The organism is uncultured Leifsonia sp. (assembly GCF_945957465.1).
Classification (GTDB): Bacteria; Actinomycetota; Actinomycetes; order Actinomycetales; family Microbacteriaceae; genus Leifsonia.
Map to the genome: position 1 here is coordinate 23,428 of NZ_CAMFLC010000026.1, position 16,548 is coordinate 39,975.

Here is a 16,548-nt window from a genome sequence, read left to right on the forward strand (position 1 = left end):
ACGCCCCGGATCTCCGGAACCCACGGACATCCACACGGCGTGTCGCCCGCGAGCTCCGGAGTCGCCGACCGACCCGTTCACGCGCGGGCCGCGGCCTCGCTGCGCCAGCGCGCGAGCAGCTGCCACGGGTCCGGCGTCCGCAGCGATGCGACGTGCCCGAGCAGCGCGTCGTCGGTCTCGAACCACTCCGTCCCCGGGATGCGCAGGGCGGCGAACTGCGCATGCCTGCGCTGCTCGACCGTGCGGTCGCCGCGCTCGAACGCCAGCACCTCGTCGTGCGGGAGGCTCGCGAACCGCCGGGCAGGATTGGCCGACGTGCCGATCTTGATGCGGTCGCGGAACCGCAGGTAGTAGACGACGTCGACGCGCGAGGCCGTCGTCCCGTCGGGAGGCAGCTCACCGACGCTCCACTCGCAGACGGCGCACAGCCATCCCGACGGGTAGCGCACCCCGAGCCGCGACCCGCAGAACGCGCAGGGCGACGGCAGCAGGTCCGTCTGCCCGTACTCCGCCTCCACCCACTCGTGCGCTTCGAGCAGGTGCGCCAGGCACAGCGCGACCGGCGCTCCGGGATGTGCGGGAGCGCCGCAGAGCGAACACGACGCGGTCACGTCGCGACCGTACCGCCCGCCGCCGACAGGCGACGAACGGCCGGTCTCGCCCCGCGCGGGTGGGCAGCGCGCCCGAGCGACGCGCGGCGAATCGTCGCGGCGCGCGGTGATTGCGCACGCGCACGCTAGGTTGAGGGAATGCGTGCGAGGGAGGGCCGTGCGGCGCCGGGGGTGCGCCGGCCGCGGTCGTTCTGGCTGCAGCGCAGCCGCGCGCAGAGCGGGACCCTCGTGGCGACCGGGCTGGTCATCGTGGTGGTCGCCGCGCTCGCCGGCGCGATGTCCGGTCTGGCCTTCCGTTCGCCGACGGCCGCCGTTCGCGCCACGCTCGCCGACGAGCCGGCGGCGGTGACCTCCCTGGCCCTCGAGTCTTCGGCGCTGTCGGACCTCGAGGCGCAGGACGCGGAGGTGCGCCGGGCGCTCGAGCACCGGTTCTCCCACCTGCCGGTGAGCGTCGCAGGCACGTTCTCCGCGCCGCAGGTCGCTGTCGCGGGAGGCGGCTCCGCCCTCCTCCTTGTGGCCGACGGCGCCCTCCGCTCCCGGGTCGTCGTCTCTGCCGGCCGCTGGCCCGCCTCGACCGGAGAGGCCGCCGTCGATGAGGCGTTCGCCCGCGCGCACGCGATCCGCGTCGGCGACCGGGTGCAGTTGCAGGGTGGCGCGGCGCCCGTTCCGGTCGAGGTGACCGGCGTGTGGCGTCCGGTCGACGCGTCGGCCCCCGCCTGGCTCGGCATCACCGACGGCCAGGGCGGCACCGACGGCCGTGTCGTGGTGGTTGCCGCGACCGCGATCGCGGCGAGCGACGGGCTGACCGGTCGATGGGTGGTGACCCCGGACGGCCGGCGCACGTCGGCCGCGCACCTGCCCCGCCTCCATGCAGCGCTCGCGGGCGCCGCCGACGAGCTGAGCCGGGACTCCGCAGCGGGCAGCAGCCCGTTCTCCACGCAGGGCGACGCGGTCGCGACCGTCGCGGCGATGCAGCGGTCGGTGGTGGCGCTGCACGCCGTCATCCCGGTTCCGCTCGCCGTGCTGGCCGTCTGCTCGGCGATCGCGCTCGTGCTGCTCGCACAGTTGCTCGCGGGCGCCCGACGCGTCGAGACCCGGCTGTTGCGCTCGCGCGGCTTCACCATCCCGGCGCTCGCCCGCGCGACCGCCGTCGAGTCGGGTGTGGTGGCGGTGCTCGGTGCCGTGGTGGGCACCGTCGCGGCCCAGCTCGTGCTGCTTTCCGCGGTCGCGCCGCCCGCGCAGGCGCTCGACGTGCTGCTGCCGCCCGCGCTGACCGTCGTCGTCGCCGTCGTGGCGTCGACGCTCACTGCCGTCGTGTCGGCCCGAGCGGCCTCCGACTCGCCGGGGGCCGTGGAGGCCGGCCGCAGCCGGACGGTCGTGTCGGGAGGTCTCACCGTCCTGGCGGTGATCGCCGCCGCCGTCACGCTCTGGCGCTTCGTCGCCTTCGGCCCGGCGGTGGGCGGTGGTTCGGACGCGGTCGATCCGACGGGGGTCGTCGCACCCGCGGCCGTCCTCTGCGCGATCGCGTTGGTGGGGCTGCTGTTGTTCGGCCCGGCGGCGGCCCTCGTGGAACGTGTCGCGGGCCGCGGTCGCGGCGTCGGCGGTGTGCTGCCCGCGCGGCAGGTGGGGCGCGGTGTCGCCCTGTTCGCCGGGCCGGTCGCGCTCATCGTCCTCGCGGTCGGCTCCCTCACCTTCGCCGCAGGCTACGCCGGGACGTTCGGCGGGTTCCTGCGCGACTCCGCCCTGCTCGTGACGGGCGCGGACGTGCGCGCCGACCTCGGGGTGAGCGGCTCTCCACACGGCCCGGACGACATCTCCGGCGCTGCGCGTCTGGCCGCCGTCCACGGCGTGACGGCCCTGTCGCCCGCTATCGTCGACGACGGGACGGTCGGTGACTCCGACGTCGTGGTGGTCGCCGCCGATGCCAGTGCGCTGCCGACGCTGCTGCCGGTGGGGGGTTACCTGCTCGACGCGGCCGACCTGGCCCGGCGGGTGCAGGTGGGCGGGGCGCTCGCCGGCGCGACGGTGCCGCCGGGATCGCGCGAGCTGACGGCCACCGCGGCGGTGACCGCCGGGGTGGGGACGGTCGGCCTCGCCGGCGCGACAGCCTGGCTGGCCACCCGGGAGGGTGAGGTGGTGCCGGTGAGCGGCTCGCTCCGGGCCGAGACGATCACCTTCCCCGTCCCCGACGGCGCCGACCGGCTGGTCGCGCTCGACGTGGAGCTGGAGGCGGCGGACGGCGCAGCCGACTTCGCCGTGCGGGTGTCGGGTCTGCCCGCCGGCGCGGAACGCTGGGTATCGGCGCCGGCGGCGTTCGGCCAGGCCGGAGCGTTCCGCCCCGACGGCGCGCTCGCCGCGCGAGGAGGGTCCCTCGACGGGGACGCCTCGATACGCTTCGTCCCGCCGGGCGGCTCGGACCTCCCGCTCGCCGTCACGACGGCGCTCGCACAGGACGACGCGCTCCGGGTGGGCCAGAAGATCGAGGTGCGCAGCCCGGTCGGCGACCTGCAAGGACGCGTCGCAGCGATCGTGCCCGCACTGCCCGGCACCTCGGCCGAGCGCGCGGTCTTCGCCGACCTGCCCGCCCTCACCGGCCGGTTGTTGCGGACGTCGGCCTCGGTTTCGCGCGCATCGTCGGTGTGGCTGGCGGCCGAGGGCGGCACGGAACAGGCCGTCGCGAGCGCGGTGCGCGCGGAGGTCGGCCCGGACGCGACGGTGACCACCGCGTCCGGTGCGTTCGTCTCCCGCTTCCTCTCCGGGGCGGTCCTCAGCACCTGGCTGGGAGCCGCGGGCTGCGCGCTGCTGGCGGTCGCGGCGGTGGTGGCGGCCGTCACCGCGGCGCTCGGGCGGCGGCGCGGCGAGGTCGTCGTGTTGCGAGCGATCGGGCTCTCGGGTCGTCAGCAGGCGCGGGCGCGCCGGTTGGAGGTCATCGGCGTCGCCGTCGCCGCCGGTCTCTTCGGCCTCCTCGGCGGTGTCGTGGTGGTGCTCCTGGTCGGCAACACCCTCGCTCGGCTCTCGGTCGTCACCGCGCCGACCACCCTCTCGGTGCAGGGCCGCGTCGACCCGCTCGGGATGGCGCTCGGCGTCGTCGCGCTGGTGGCGGCGCTCGCGATCGTCGTCTGGGGCTACGGGGCGGGTGTGCGCCGCCAGGCCGCCGACACCGCGTACCGGGAGGAGACCCGATGACGGCCGGCTCCCGTGGCGCAGCCGCCCGCGAGCCGGGTCCCGGCCCGGGCGGGGCGGCCACCGCATCGCGGCGGACCTCCCGTCTCAGCGACGCCGGTCTCGCCCTGCGCGCCGTGACGGCCTTCCGGGGCGGCCTGCTGCTGCTCGCCCTCGTGACCGTCGTCGTCGCCGTCGCCCTCGCCGCCTGGCCGCGGGTGGCGAGCGGCCTGCTCACTGCCGAACTGCGGCACGAACTCGCACAGGCGGGCGCCGGCGGCCGCGACCTGACGACGGCGATCCGCACCGGTGGCTTCACCTCGGGTCCGGTGCTCGATCCCGCCGCCGTCTGGAGCGGTCTCCCGGGCATCGTCACCTCGGTGCGGGCGGGGTTGAAGCCTCCGCTGAGGGAGGTGGTGGCCGCCGGTGACACGGCGATGAGGAGCACGGATGTCGCCGTCGAGCCGCCTGCCGGCGCCGCGGCGAACAGCCGGTTCACCGTCGGTGTTGAGGCGTACCGCGGTCTGCGGGAGCAGGCACGACTCGTCGAGGGGTCGTGGCCGGCCCCGGTCTCCGCCACGGCTGCGCAGGGCGCGGTGGTGGAGGTCGTGCTCAGCAGCGACGCAGCGCACCTGTTCGGCTGGAGCGTCGGCGCCGAACGCCGCACGGCCACGGAGGCGGGGCTGCGGCTGAAGCTCGTCGGAATCGTGGCGCCGAAGAGTCCCGACAGCGACTTCTGGAGCCTCGACGCCGTGCGCGCGCGGGGCCACTTCGTCGATGCGGGCGACGCGGGCAAGCAGTTCGGCGCCGTGGTCTGGCTCGACCCGGCGTCCTGGCCGCGGGTCGCATCGGCGTTCGACGGCGCGGTCGCGGCCCTGTGGTTCCCCGTCGTCCCGGCGTCGTTCGAGGTGGCGGACCTGCCGGCGGTGCGCAGCGCGCTCGGCGGCTTCCTGGCGCTCCCTCCCGTCGCGTCCGTCGGCGGTGTCCCGGTGCCGCTCACGGTCAGCACCAGCCTGCACGGACCGCTCGACGACTTCCAGAGTCGCGCGCAACCGGCGAACACGCTGTTCGCGATCCTCGCGGCCGGTCCGCTCGTGGTCGCGCTCACGGTGCTCGCGCTGGGGGCCCGGCTGGTCGTGGGGCGCCGCGGGGATGCGCTCGCCCTGATGGCGGCGCGCGGCGCGTCCCCCGGGCGGCTGCGCGGAAGCCTCGCCCTCGACGGCGCGCTGGCGTCCGTCCCGGCGTCGTTCGTCGGCCTCGTCCTGGCATTCGCCCTGACGCCGGGAGCGACTCCGGTCCTGCTGCCTGTCGTGCTCGCTCTGCTCTGCGCAATGGCGCCGCCGGCGGCCCTGGTGATCGCCGCCGGGTCGCTCGCCCCGCGAGCCGCGGGGCCGACCGCCCGGTCGCGGTGGTTGTGGGTCGCCGAGGTGACCGTGGTGGGGCTCGCCGTGCTCAGTGTCGTGCTCCTGACCCGTCGCGGGCTCTCGGCCTCGGGCGGAGGCCTGGAGGTCGATCCGCTGACGGCGCTGACTCCGGTCCTCGTCGCCCTGGCCGCCTGCGTCCTCGTGCTGCGGGTGACGGGCGTCCCTCTCGGCTGGCTCGCCGGGGTGTTCCGCCGCGGTCGCGGAGCGGTCGCGTTCCTCGGCGCCTCCGGCGCGCGCGGAACCGGCACGAGGGGTGGCCGAGGCGCCGTGCTCTGGCCGGTGTTCGCGCTGGTCGCCGGTGTCAGCATCGCGCTGTTCTCGGTCAGTGTGCTGGCGACGGCGCGCGACGGCCTCGACCAGGGCGCCCGCGCCCGGGTCGGCTCGGATCTGTCGCTGACCGCGGCCTCCACCCTGAGCCGCGAACAGCTGGCCGAGGTCGGGCGCATCCCCGGCGTCGCGGCGACCGCGACCGTCGACTGGGCCGGCGGGATCGCCGTCACCGCGGGTGGGACGGGCGAGGTCGTCTCCGGCTACCTCGTCGATCCGCGGCAGCTGGCGGCCGTGCAGCGCGGGCTGCCGGTCGCCGCGCGGCTCTCGACGCTCCTGACCGGGGGCCTTCCGGGTCGCACGGGCGCGGTGCTCGGGGGCTGGGAGAGCCGGATCCCGGTCACGAGCGCCCTCATCGTCGGCGAGGGCACCAACGTCCACCTCGCCGTGACGCAGCTGGACTTCGCTCCGGGCGTGTACGTGCGCGACTCCCAGTGGGTCATCGTCGACCGCACGACGCTTCCGGCGTCGAGTGGGATCACCGGCTCCCCGCAGACGGTGCTGGTGGCGCTGGCCCCGGGCGCGGACGCTTCGCGGGTCCATGCCGAGCTGGCGCGGATCGGCGGCACCGGCGCCCTCGTGGGTGATGCGGTCGCCGAGCGCGCCGCCCTCCGCGCCTCGCCGCTGGTCGCCGGCACCGAGGCGATCGCGCTGCTCTCGATCGCCCTCACCGTCCTGCTGTGCATCGCGGCGCTCGTGCTCACGCTGGTGATGAACACCGCGTCGCGGATCCGGCTGGTCGCGACGCTGCGCACCGTCGGCTTCAGCGCACGCCAGACCGCCGGTGTGCTGGCGTGGGAGCTCGGCCCGGTGCTCGTCATCGGCTTGCTGGCCGGCGCGATCGTCGGACTGCTGCTGCCCTGGATCGTGCTCGCACCCCTCGATCTCCGCGGGTTCACCGGCAGTCCCGTGCAGCCGGCGGTCGCCCGAGACCCGTGGCTGACCTCCGCGGCGCTCGCCGGGTTCGCAGCGGTGGCGGCGGTGGCGACGGTGGTGGCGCTGGCGGGCGCTCGGCGTTCGTCGCCCACCGCCGTGCTGCGCGCCGCCGGAGACCTGCCATCGACAGGAGGACAATGACCAGGATGACGACGCAGGAGACCGCGCACAGCGCTCCCGGTCCCGCACGCGCCGATGCAGCCATCCGCTGCTCCGACCTCGTGCGGATCTTCACCGCGGACGGAGTCGAGGTGCAGGCACTGCAGGGCCTCACCCTCAGCGTCGACAGCGGCGAGCTGGTCGCGATCGTCGGTGCCTCCGGGTCGGGCAAGTCCACCCTCCTCGGTATCCTGTCGGGGCTCGACAAGCCGACAGCGGGCTCCGTATCGGTCGCCGGCCGCGACCTCCTGTCGCTGTCGTCACGGGAGCGCGTGGACTATCGGCGTCGCACGGTCGGTTTCGTCTGGCAGCAGACGTCCCGCAACCTCCTCGGCTACCTGACCGCACGCGAGAACCTGGCGCTCGCCATGTCGCTGGCCCGGAGCCCCGACCGGGAGCGCCGCTCGGCCGACCTGCTCGATCTCCTCGAGGTCGGGCACTGCGCCGACCGCACGCCGTCGGAGATGTCCGGCGGAGAGCAGCAGCGGGTCGCCATCGCCGTCGGGCTCGCCAACGAGCCGCGCGTGCTGCTCGCCGACGAGCCGACCGGAGAGCTCGACGAGGCGACCAGCGCCGAAGTGCTGGAGGCCATGCGCGGGGTCAACCGCGAGCTCGGAGTCACGACGCTGATCGTCACCCACGATCCGACGGTGTCGGACCACGTCGCCCGCACCGTTCAGATCCGCGACGGCCGCACCGCGACCGAGGTCCTGCGCCGCGCGGGAGTCACCGCCGAGGGCGATGAGCACATGATCGCGGAGGAGTACGCGGTCCTCGACCGGGTCGGCCGGCTTCAGCTGCCCCAGGAGTATCTCACCTCGCTCGGGATGCGCGAGCGGGTTCGCCTCGCGCTCGAGACCGACCACGTGGGCGTCTGGCCGCACGGGCACCACGAGAAGGAGGCCGCGGATGACGACCGTTGAGGCTCTCGCCGAACGGCCCGGCCCCGCGGACGATACGCCGCTGCTGGTCGCCGAAGGAGTGAGCCGGGTGTTCGAGACCTCGGCGGGTCCGGTGATCGCCCTCGCCGAGGCGACGCTCCAGGTGCGCCCGGGCGAACTCGTCGTGGTCACGGGGCGCTCGGGCTCCGGCAAGACCACGCTCCTCAATGTGCTCGGCGGGCTCGACCGCCCGACGTCCGGGCGCGTGGTCGTCGACGGCGTGGACGTCGGGACGGCCGACGAGGCCGCTCTCGTCGCGGTGCGCCGGCGCAGTGTGGGTTTCGTGTTCCAGTCGTTCGGTCTCATCCCTGTGCTGTCGGCCGCCGAGAACGTGGAGGTGCCGCTCCGGCTGCTGGGTACGCCGTCCGCCGACCGCGACGCCCGCGTCGCCGAGCTGCTCGACAGGGTGGGGCTCGCCGCCCACGCGAAGCAGCGGCCGACCGAGCTGTCGGGAGGGCAGCAGCAGCGGGTGGGAATCGCCCGTGCTCTCGCGGCCGACCCTCCGCTGTTGTTCGCCGACGAACCGACCGGTCAGCTCGACAGCGTCACCGGGCGCCAGATCATGGACCTCCTGGTCGAGCTGGTGCACGGCAGCGGGGTGGCGGCGGTGGTGACGACGCACGACCCGCTGCTGATGGCGAGGGCCGATCGCGTGCTCGAACTCCACGACGGCCGGCTCGGCGGCGGAGCGCCGCGGAGAGGCCGTCACGCGGCGGAGGGCTGAGGGCTTTTCCGGGCGAGCCGGTTCGCGGCGCGTCTGCGCTGCCCGGCCGTGAGCGTCACGAAGGTCAGGGCGATCCCCAGGTAGGCCTCCCACACGATCTCCGGGAGGGTCGCGACCGCGGAGACCGGCGATCCTTGGCTCCACAGACCGAAGAGCACGCCGATGCCCGACAGTGCGACCAGCGAGCCGCCGGCGATTCCCACGACCGCCAGGGCGCGGGGCACCAGCCCTGCCCGCAGCAGCAGCCAGCCCAGCAGAACACCGTTGCCGAGGCCGGCGACGAAGCCGGGGCCGAGCAGGAAGGTCCAGTTGCGCAGGGCGACCAGCGTCTGTGCCGACACGCTCACGACGTCGGGGCCGGCGCCGGACGCGGCGAGTTCGCCGGCGTGGAGGCGCAGGGTCACGACGGTCAGCACGCAGAGCATTCCCACGGCGATGAAGACGCACTCGATGACGCGCGCCACGACGTAGCCGAGCGCGAGCCCCTCGGTGCGGCGGCGGAGCAACGGGTAGAGCGCGAGTGCCGTGCCCACGTTGGCGACGATCAGCACGACTTCGCAGAGCACGCCCAGGACGACCTGCGTGTCGGCTCCCGCGCCCAGGACGTAGCCGGGGCCGTCGAGCACCGGGGCGTAGAGCTGCACCCCGGCGATGGCGGAGACGAACGTGACCAGGAAGAGCACGCCGGCCGTGAGGACGCGGTGGCGGTCGGCTGAGGCGGGTTCTGTGGATGCGGGTTCGGTGGATGCGGGTTCCGTGGGCATGACGGTCTCGATTCGAAGGACGCGACTAGGATGGTGTACGCCGTACACCTGAACGATAGGTGTACGGCGTACACCTTGTCAAGACCGAATGGCGCCGCGTGTGCGCCCGGAGGGAGACAGCATGCCGGAGGGGACCCGTCCGCGCCTGACCCGCGACGCCGTCCTGCAGCGAGCGCTCGAACGCGCCGACGCCGCGGGACTCGACTCGCTCACGATGCGGTCGCTCGCGGCCGAGCTCGGCGTGGTGCCGATGGCCCTGTACAAGCACGTCGCCAGCAAGGACGAGCTCGTCGACGGGATGGTCGACCGGGTCTGGGCGGAGGTCGAGCCGCCCACCGGCCCGACCTGGCGTGCGGCGATGCGCGCGAGGGCGGTGTCGCTGCGCTCGGCGCTCCTCCGGCATCCCTGGGCCGTCGGCCTGCTGGAGTCGCGGATGAGCCCGGGCCCGGCCAACCTCGCCGCCCACGACGCGATGATGGGCTGCCTGCGCGAGGCCGGCTTCCCGTTCCGCACCACCGTGCACGTCACATCGGTGCTCGACGCCTACGTCTACGGGTTCGCCCTGCAAGAGAAGACGCTCCCGTTCGACAGCGCAGCGGAGTCGGGCGCGGTCGCGGCTGAGAAGGAGCGATCCGTCCCTCCCGAGCTGGCGCAGCGTTTCCCGTACCTGCTGGAGGTCGTGGCCGAGCTCGCGCGGGCCGGCTACGACTACGACGAGGAATTCGCCACCGGCCTCGACCTCATCCTCGACGGCGTGGAGCGTCGCTGGCCTTGACGCCGGCTACCTCCGACATTCGTGACGAATCACGACATTCGTGGCACGAATCGCGACATTCGTGACGAATATCGCGGCGGATGTCTTCCCTCAGTCCAGGTGGTCGAGGTAGCGCAGGATGATTCCCTCGCGCAGCGCCCACGGGCACACCTCGAGCTCGGCGACGTCGAGCGCGCGCATGGCCTCGCGGAGCACGACGCCGCCCGCGACGATCTGGAAGGTGCGGTCGGCGGTGATCCCCGGCAGCGCGGTACGCGCCTCGGCGGGGAGCTGCGCCAGGCGCGGCACCCAATCCGCCAGCTCCGACCGGCGCAGGAGGCTGCGCTCCGTGCCTCCGGGGCCGGGCGTCGTCGAGCCGGCCAGTCGCGCGAGCGACCGGATCGTCTTGGAGGTCCCGATGACGTGCTCGCGACCGCGACCGGTGAACTGCTCGACGGCCTGGGCGAGGGTCGTCCTGGCGTGGTCGCGCAAGGCGGCGAGCTGTTCGTCCGTCGGCGGATCGTCGTGCAGGAAGCCGATCGTGCTGCGTCCCGCCCCGAGCGGGAGGGACACCGCGGTGTCGGGGTACTCGTCGGCGCCCGACGCGATCTCGAGCGAGCCGCCCCCGATGTCCAGCAGCAGCAGCGAGCCGGACGACCATCCCGACCAGCGCCGGACGGCGAGGAACGTCAGCCGCGCCTCGTCCGCCCCCGAGAGCACCTGCAGTTCGACGCCGGTCTCCTCGCGGATGCGCTCCAGGATCGCCGGTCCGTTCGCGGCCTCGCGGATGGCGGATGTGGCGAACGGCAGCAGCTCGTCGATCCCCTCGGCCTCGCCGACCTCGACGGCCGATCGGATGGCCTCCAGGATCGCAGCCTCGCCCTCGGCGCTGATCGACCCGTCGTCGGTGATGTAGCGCATCAGGCGCAGCACCGACTTGTGCGTCGCCGCGGGAAGCGGCCGGGCGCCGGGGTGCGCATCGACGACGAGCAGATGGATGGTGTTCGATCCCACGTCGAGGACTCCGAGTCGCATAGTCAGAGAGTAGCGGCCGGCGCGTCGGCCGCCGACACGCCGTGACACGCCGGCCGACGACGCGACACGCCGTGCCGATTCCCCCCTTTCGGAGGGGGCGATGTCGGTGGTTCCGCGTAATCTCGCAGGCAGACGGCACCGGGGCGAAAAAATCCCGAAAACACTACATGTAGTGGAATGACAATCGTGTCATTCGGGTTATATAGTGGGTAAACACCGCGAGACACGCGGCGAAACAGACTTCAGTTCTAGTGAATCGGGGAGGCCATCATGGACTACGAAAACGACACCGTCGGCGGCTACGCAGTTCCCGTCGACCCGATGGATCTGCTGCAGTGCGACAGCTGCCAGTAATCCGCTGACACAGCTTCGAGAGCCCCGGCGCTTCTGCGCCGGGGCTCTTCTGTTCGTAGAATCGTCGGGTGCCAGTGAATCCAGAGCTCGTCGGGCGCAGTTTCCCGCCGACCCCTCCCTACCTCGTCGGTCGTGAGAAGGTGCGCGAGTTCGCCGCGGCCGTGCTCGCGACGGATCCGATCAGTTTCGATGTGGCCGCCGCGCAGGCCGCCGGGCATGCCGACCTCGTCGCACCTCCGACCTTCGCGGTCGTGGTGCAGCAGCTGACCCTCGATCAGCTGCTCGCCGACCCGGAGGCGGGCATCGACTTCAGCCGCGTCGTCCACGGCGATCAGCGGTTCACTTTCACCCGGCCGGTCGTCGCAGGCGACGAGCTCACCGCGACGCTCACCGTGACCTCGGTCAAGTCGCTCGGCGCGCACTCGATGGTCACCGCCGAGACCGTCATCGTCGACGATTCCGGCGAGCACGTCGTCACGACCGTGTCCACCCTGGTCGTTCGAGGAGACGAGTGATGCCCGCACCCGATTTCGAGTCCCTCGCCGTCGGCGACATCGTCGCCGAGCGCACCTTCGAACTCAGCAGGGATGCGCTGGTCCGCTACGCGGGTGCGTCCGGCGACTTCAATCCGATCCACTACCGCGATGACGTCGCCACATCGGTCGGTCTCCCCGGTGTCATCGCGCACGGCATGCTCACGATGGGGCTGTCGGTGCAGCCGGTCGTCGACTGGGCGGGCGACCCCGCTCGCGTCGTCGACTACCAGGTGCGCTTCACACGTCCCGTCGTCGTCGACCCGGTGAGCGGCGCGAGCGTGCAGGTCACGGCCACGGTCGGTCAGCTCGATGCGGAGGCCCGAGTGGCGCGCATCGACCTCACGACGACGTTCAATGCCGAGACCGTCCTCGGCAAGGCGCAGGTCCGCGTCTCGCTCGCATGACGGAGGCGACGACCGGCATCCCCGCGCTCGCGGAGCTCACGACGATGCGGGTGGGGGGCGTTCCGGAGAACCTGGTGGCTCCCTCGGACACCGCAGCGCTCATCGCGGCCGTACGGGACATCTGGGCGACCGGAGAGGAGTGGCTCCTCCTCGGCGGCGGCTCGAACACCGTCGCGAGCGACGACGGGTTCGAGGGCACGGTCATCCACGTGGTGACGCACGGCATCGAACGCCTCGACGCTCCCGAGGGGCGGGTGCGGCTCCGCGCACAGGCGGGCGAGCCGTGGGACGAGCTCGTCGCTCTGACTGTTCGGAACGGATGGTCGGGCATCGAGGCGCTCTCGGGCATCCCGGGTTCGACGGGCGCCGCGCCGGTCCAGAACATCGGGGCGTACGGGCAGGAACTGGAGGCCGCGCTGGTCGGCGTCGAGTTCCTCGACGCGGCGACGGGCGAGGTGACGTGGGTGTCGCGCTCCGAGCTGGAGCTCGGCTATCGCACGTCCGCGCTCAAACGCGGCCGGCCGGGCGTCGTGCTCGCGGTGGACCTGGAGCTGTCGGACAACACGGTGCCTGGCGCCGTGGGGGCGCCGCTCAGCGCGCCGGTCGCCTATGCGCAGTTGGCCGACTCGCTCGGCGTCTCGCTCGGCTCGCGCGTGCCGGTCGCGGAACTCCGCCGGGCGGTTCTCGCCCTACGGGCTTCGAAGGGCATGGTGCTGGACCCGGACGACCCGGATTCCGTCAGCTCGGGCAGCTTCTTCACGAATCCGATCGTCTCCGAGTCGTTCGCGCGCAGCCTCCCCGCGAACGCGCCGCGCTGGCCGGTCACCCCTCCCGAGCCGGATGTCGTGATCGGCCTCCCTGCGGACGGCGTGCACCCTCTCGATATCCCGCCGCTGGCCGACGGACCGTACGACGTCAAGCTGTCGGCCGCGTGGTTGATCGAGAACGCCGGCATCCGCCGCGGCTTCGCGCTCCCGGGCTCCGGAGCGGCGATCTCGTCGAAGCACACGCTCGCGATCGTCAACCGTGGCGGAGCCAGCGCCGCAGACGTCGTGCAGTTGGCCTCGTTCATCCAGGCGCGCGTGCAGTCCGAGTTCGGAGTGCTGCTGCGCCCGGAACCGGTGCTGGTGGGGCTCTCTCTGTAGGCGAGCTGATGGACTTCTCTGAGAGGACTCTCACGCTCGGTTCCTAGGCTGTGCCCCATGGGATTCCTCGATCGCCTCCTGGGCCGCGACGAGCCGCAGGATCAACGCGCTCAGCAGCACCCGCCCGCGCAGGCTCCGGCGTCGCCGCGCACGCCGGGCACGCCGTCCGCGCAGCGTACCGACGATGAGATCGCAGTGGAGCGCTATCGCTACCTCCTGCGCACCGCGCCGCCCGAAACCATCGAGCAGGTGCACGAGGAGGCTTTCGCCGCGCTGACACCGCAGCAGCGTCGGCTCGTCTTCGAGCAGCTCAGCGCGAACGCGCCGTCGGGCGAGCAGCCGCGAGCCGACGACCCGCGCTCGCTCGCTCAGGCAGCCACCCGCTCCGAGCTCCGCCAACCGGGAACCCTCGAGGGCTCGCTCGGCGGTCGTACCAGCGGCATGGGCACCGGCGGCATGGGCACCGGCGGCATGGGCTTCGGCGGGATGTTCGCGAGCTCGCTCCTCGGAAGCGTGGCAGGCTACGTCATCGCCTCCAGCCTCGTCAGCGCTTTCCTGCCCGCACCGGGCTTGGAGCAGACCCCCACCGATGGCGGAGCGGCCGATACCGCTGCGGACGGCGCGGTCCCGGGCGACGGCGGTTCCGGCTGGGACGGAGGCACGGGCTGGGACGGAGGCACGGGCGGTGACAGCGGTTCTGGCGGGGACATCGGATCCGGGGGATTCGGCGACTTCGGTGGTGGCGACTTCGGTGGTGGCGACTTCGGCGGCTTCATCTGATCGTGCCGTCGGTCACGCCCGAAGGGCGGCGGCGAACGGCAGCACGGAATCGGCTCCCGCTCGCCTCAGCTCGCGCCCGGCGACCGTGATCGTCCACCGACTGTCGATCAGGTCGTCCACGAGCAGCACGCGTGCCCTGGGCGGAACGTCGACCGCGCCGGCATCGAAGCGATCCCACACCCCCGCCAGCCGGTAGGTGCTGTTGCCACCGGGGCTTCCCGAGGGACCGCCGCGCCGGAGGCTCAGAGCCCCGAGGTAGGGCAGCCGGCCGATCTCGGCCAGCCCGCGTGCAAGGCTCTCCGTGAAGAGCGGCCGGCTCCGTGACGGGAGCGCGACCACCGCGTTCGGCCGCTGTGCCCAGTCCCATTGCGCGAGCACCTGGACGCACGCCCTCAGCACCTCGGGCGGGCACTCCGCGTCCGGCGCCTCCGGCGCCAGCAGACCGCGGAGCCGCCCACCCCAGCCCAGGTCGGTCATTCGGGCGAGAACCCGCCCGGTCTCCACCTGTTCGTCCGGCGCGATTCTGCCGCGGACCGGTACGCCGACGGCGTCTGCGCCGGTGGGCCAGAGCTTGCGGGATTCGACCGGGACGCCGGCGCGATCGAGCTCCGAGGCGATCGCGTCCGCCGCGTCGGCCCTCACGTCGCTCGGATACCACACGCCCGCGCACCGGTCGCATCGTCCGCACGGCCCGGCGTCCGGATCGTCGAGCTGACGCTGCAGGAACTCCATCCGGCAGCCCGGAGTGCGCTCGTACTCGATCATCGCAGCCTGCTCGGCCTCGCGCGCCGCGGCGATGCGCTCGTATCTTTCGCGGTCGTACGTCCAGGGCCTCCCGGTCGCGATCCAGCCGCCGGGCACGCGGCGCACAGCGCCGTCCACGTCGAGCACTTTGAGCAGGAGTTCGAGCGTGGACGCCCGCAGATCGACGCGGCTCTCGAGGACCCGCGTCGACTGCGCGTGTTCGCTGAGGGCGCCGAGCAACGCCGACGCCTTCTCCTCCGTCGGCATGGCGGCGGTGGCGAAGTAGTGCCAGATCGCGCGGTCCTCCGGCCCGGGAAGCAGGAGCACGTCCGCCGTCTCGGTGGCGCGGCCGGCGCGTCCCACCTGCTGATAGTAGGCGACCGGCGACGAGGGCGCGCCCAGATGCACCACGAATCCCAGGTCGGGCTTGTTGAACCCCATGCCCAGGGCGCTCGTGGCCACGAGGGCTTTGATCTCATTCCGTTTGAGGCGCCCTTCGAGCTCCTCCCGCTCGGCCGGGTCGGTCTGCCCGGTGTACGACGCGACGTCGTGCCCGGCCTGTCGCAGGACGCGAGCGGTGTCGTCGGCCGCCGACACCGTCAGCGTGTAGACGATGCCGCTGCCGTCGAGGTCGGTGAGGTGGCCGGCGAGCCAGGCGAGCCGGGCGGTGGCGTCGTCGAGCGTGAGCACGCCGAGTCGTAGCGACCGCCGCGCCAGCGGCCCTCTGATCGTCCGCACGGAACCGGCGCCCGCCGTGCCGCCCAACTGTTCCTCGACGTCGGCGACCACCCGCCGGTTGGCCGTGGCCGTCGTCGCGAGCACGGGCACGCCGTCGGGCAGAGCGCGCACCAGCTCACGCAGGCGCCGGTAGTCGGGCCGGAAGTCGTGGCCCCAATCGGAGATGCAGTGCGCCTCGTCGATGACGAGGAGCCCGCACCGATCCACGAGCGCGGGCAGCTGCTGATCGCGGAAGTCGGGGTTGTTCAGCCGCTCGGGCGAGACCAGGAGCACGTCGACCGTGTCGTCGTCGAGCCGGGCGACCACGTCGTCCCACTCGTGGCGGTTCGCGGAGTTGATCGACAGTGCCCGCACGCCTGCGCGCCCGGCGGCCTCCACCTGGTCGCGCATCAGTGCGAGCAGCGGTGAGACCAGGATGGTCGGGCCGGCTCCGCGCTCGCGCAGCAGCATCGTCGCGACGAAGTAGACCGCGGACTTGCCCCACCCGGTCCGCTGCACGACGAGCGCCTTGCTGCGGTCGTCGACGAGCGCCTCGATGGCCTCGAACTGGCCGTCGTGGAACTCGGCCCCCGGGCGACCGACGAGAGCGCGGAGGCGGGACAGGGCTCGGTCGCGGGTGGTCTCGGACGCGGTGTCGGTGGTGCTCATGCAGCCATCGTTTCAGAAGCGACCGACGGAGAGCGGCCCATGGCCCGATCTGTGGATGACTCCCACGCGAAAGCGCTTGTGAGGGAAAGCCGCCGTGGGTGACGGTCAGGATGAAATGCCCGCAGCGATCCGCGGATCGGCGGAGAACGGCGGGCCGTGCATGGGTTCCGGCACCTACAGTTCCACCGTGTCCACTACTACCCGCACCCACCCGCACTCCGCGCTCCGACCCTTCGAGCTCCGGCTCCGCCTTCCGAACGGCACCGCCGCCGTCGTCGTCATGGACGCGCGCAACATCGGCGAGGCCCTCGACAAGGCCCGCAACGCTCTCGGCGACGTCCAGGTCATCGACCCCAACTGAG

At 73.1% G+C, this 16,548-nt stretch carries 14 protein-coding genes; 10 read left to right on the top strand and 4 right to left on the bottom strand.

Annotated features, from left to right (window positions below; genetic code table 11):
- Positions 1-77 precede the first annotated feature (77 nt).
- Complete coding sequence (locus tag Q0Q23_RS12465) at positions 78-611, bottom strand: GIY-YIG nuclease family protein (protein WP_295124096.1); 534 nt, start codon at positions 609-611, stop codon at positions 78-80.
- 138 nt (positions 612-749) lie between these two features.
- On the opposite strand from Q0Q23_RS12465, the gene Q0Q23_RS12470 reads away from it, so the two are divergent.
- From Q0Q23_RS12470 to Q0Q23_RS12485, 4 genes are read left to right on the top strand one after another with little or no spacing between them, the layout of a single operon-like run.
- Entirely contained in the window at positions 750-3,797 is a 3,048-nt protein-coding gene (locus tag Q0Q23_RS12470) for a hypothetical protein (protein WP_295124099.1), read from the top strand.
- A complete protein-coding gene (locus Q0Q23_RS12475; RefSeq protein WP_295124102.1) occupies positions 3,794-6,601 on the top strand; it encodes an FtsX-like permease family protein in 2,808 nt (935 codons plus the stop codon). The genes Q0Q23_RS12470 and Q0Q23_RS12475 overlap by 4 nt, the downstream gene beginning before the upstream one ends.
- 5 nt (positions 6,602-6,606) lie before the next feature.
- Complete coding sequence (locus Q0Q23_RS12480) at positions 6,607-7,542, top strand: ABC transporter ATP-binding protein (protein WP_295124106.1); 936 nt, start codon at positions 6,607-6,609, stop codon at positions 7,540-7,542.
- Positions 7,529-8,284 (top strand): ABC transporter ATP-binding protein, encoded by a 756-nt coding sequence (locus Q0Q23_RS12485; protein WP_295124109.1) that lies wholly within the window; start codon positions 7,529-7,531, stop codon positions 8,282-8,284. The genes Q0Q23_RS12480 and Q0Q23_RS12485 overlap by 14 nt, the downstream gene beginning before the upstream one ends.
- Here Q0Q23_RS12485 and Q0Q23_RS12490 read toward each other — a convergent pair.
- The gene (locus Q0Q23_RS12490) at positions 8,266-9,048 is read right to left on the bottom strand and encodes a DUF4386 domain-containing protein (RefSeq protein ID WP_295124112.1); all 783 of its coding nucleotides are present in this window, start codon (positions 9,046-9,048) and stop codon (positions 8,266-8,268) included. The genes Q0Q23_RS12485 and Q0Q23_RS12490 overlap by 19 nt on opposite strands.
- Before the next feature lie 121 nt (positions 9,049-9,169).
- Between Q0Q23_RS12490 and Q0Q23_RS12495 the strand changes: the two genes are divergently transcribed.
- Positions 9,170-9,823: a TetR/AcrR family transcriptional regulator gene (locus Q0Q23_RS12495; protein WP_295124115.1), complete on the top strand. Its 654-nt coding sequence runs from the start codon at positions 9,170-9,172 to the stop codon at positions 9,821-9,823.
- Between the two features lie 90 nt (positions 9,824-9,913).
- Here Q0Q23_RS12495 and Q0Q23_RS12500 read toward each other — a convergent pair whose 3' ends face one another.
- Positions 9,914-10,837 carry a Ppx/GppA phosphatase family protein gene (locus tag Q0Q23_RS12500; protein WP_295124119.1) on the bottom strand — a complete coding sequence of 308 codons (924 nt, stop codon included), beginning with the start codon at positions 10,835-10,837 and terminating at the stop codon, positions 9,914-9,916.
- A gap of 422 nt (positions 10,838-11,259) precedes the next feature.
- Here Q0Q23_RS12500 and Q0Q23_RS12505 point away from each other — a divergent pair, with 422 nt between their 5' ends.
- Genes Q0Q23_RS12505 through Q0Q23_RS12520 form a run of 4 tightly spaced genes read left to right on the top strand, consistent with a single transcriptional unit; the run spans position 11,260 to position 14,056 of the window.
- Positions 11,260-11,706, top strand: coding sequence for a MaoC family dehydratase N-terminal domain-containing protein (locus tag Q0Q23_RS12505; RefSeq protein ID WP_295124122.1), 447 nt, complete (start codon positions 11,260-11,262; stop codon positions 11,704-11,706).
- Positions 11,706-12,131: a MaoC family dehydratase gene (locus Q0Q23_RS12510; RefSeq protein WP_295124125.1), complete on the top strand. Its 426-nt coding sequence runs from the start codon at positions 11,706-11,708 to the stop codon at positions 12,129-12,131. Before Q0Q23_RS12505 ends, Q0Q23_RS12510 begins: the two co-directional genes overlap by 1 nt.
- Entirely contained in the window at positions 12,128-13,276 is a 1,149-nt protein-coding gene (locus Q0Q23_RS12515; RefSeq protein WP_295124128.1) for a UDP-N-acetylmuramate dehydrogenase, read from the top strand. The genes Q0Q23_RS12510 and Q0Q23_RS12515 overlap by 4 nt, the downstream gene beginning before the upstream one ends.
- Before the next feature lie 57 nt (positions 13,277-13,333).
- Positions 13,334-14,056, top strand: a complete 723-nt coding sequence (locus Q0Q23_RS12520) for a hypothetical protein (protein WP_295124131.1) — start codon at positions 13,334-13,336, stop codon at positions 14,054-14,056.
- A 12-nt stretch (positions 14,057-14,068) separates the two neighbouring features.
- On the opposite strand, the gene Q0Q23_RS12525 is transcribed toward Q0Q23_RS12520, so the two are convergent.
- On the bottom strand, positions 14,069-16,186 hold the full coding sequence (locus tag Q0Q23_RS12525) for an ATP-dependent DNA helicase RecQ (protein ID WP_295124134.1): 2,118 nt from the start codon (positions 16,184-16,186) through the stop codon (positions 14,069-14,071).
- 187 nt (positions 16,187-16,373) lie between these two features.
- On the opposite strand from Q0Q23_RS12525, the gene Q0Q23_RS12530 reads away from it, so the two are divergent.
- A complete protein-coding gene (locus Q0Q23_RS12530) occupies positions 16,374-16,547 on the top strand; it encodes a hypothetical protein (RefSeq protein ID WP_295124137.1) in 174 nt (57 codons plus the stop codon).
- Position 16,548 lies beyond the last annotated feature (1 nt).

Excerpts from the sequence above, each read along its gene's own strand:
- Q0Q23_RS12470 (WP_295124099.1), top strand. The coding sequence starts at position 750 with ATGCGTGCGAGGGAGGGCCGTGCGGCGCCGGGGGTGCGCCGGCCGCGG.
- Q0Q23_RS12475 (WP_295124102.1), top strand. The coding sequence starts at position 3,794 with ATGACGGCCGGCTCCCGTGGCGCAGCCGCCCGCGAGCCGGGTCCCGGC.
- Q0Q23_RS12480 (WP_295124106.1), top strand. The coding sequence starts at position 6,607 with ATGACGACGCAGGAGACCGCGCACAGCGCTCCCGGTCCCGCACGCGCC.
- Q0Q23_RS12485 (WP_295124109.1), top strand. The coding sequence starts at position 7,529 with ATGACGACCGTTGAGGCTCTCGCCGAACGGCCCGGCCCCGCGGACGAT.
- Q0Q23_RS12490 (WP_295124112.1), bottom strand. The coding sequence starts at position 9,048 with ATGCCCACGGAACCCGCATCCACCGAACCCGCATCCACAGAACCCGCC.
- Q0Q23_RS12495 (WP_295124115.1), top strand. The coding sequence starts at position 9,170 with ATGCCGGAGGGGACCCGTCCGCGCCTGACCCGCGACGCCGTCCTGCAG.
- Q0Q23_RS12500 (WP_295124119.1), bottom strand. The coding sequence starts at position 10,837 with ATGCGACTCGGAGTCCTCGACGTGGGATCGAACACCATCCATCTGCTC.
- Q0Q23_RS12510 (WP_295124125.1), top strand. The coding sequence starts at position 11,706 with ATGCCCGCACCCGATTTCGAGTCCCTCGCCGTCGGCGACATCGTCGCC.
- Q0Q23_RS12515 (WP_295124128.1), top strand. The coding sequence starts at position 12,128 with ATGACGGAGGCGACGACCGGCATCCCCGCGCTCGCGGAGCTCACGACG.
- Q0Q23_RS12520 (WP_295124131.1), top strand. The coding sequence starts at position 13,334 with ATGGGATTCCTCGATCGCCTCCTGGGCCGCGACGAGCCGCAGGATCAA.
- Q0Q23_RS12525 (WP_295124134.1), bottom strand. The coding sequence starts at position 16,186 with ATGAGCACCACCGACACCGCGTCCGAGACCACCCGCGACCGAGCCCTG.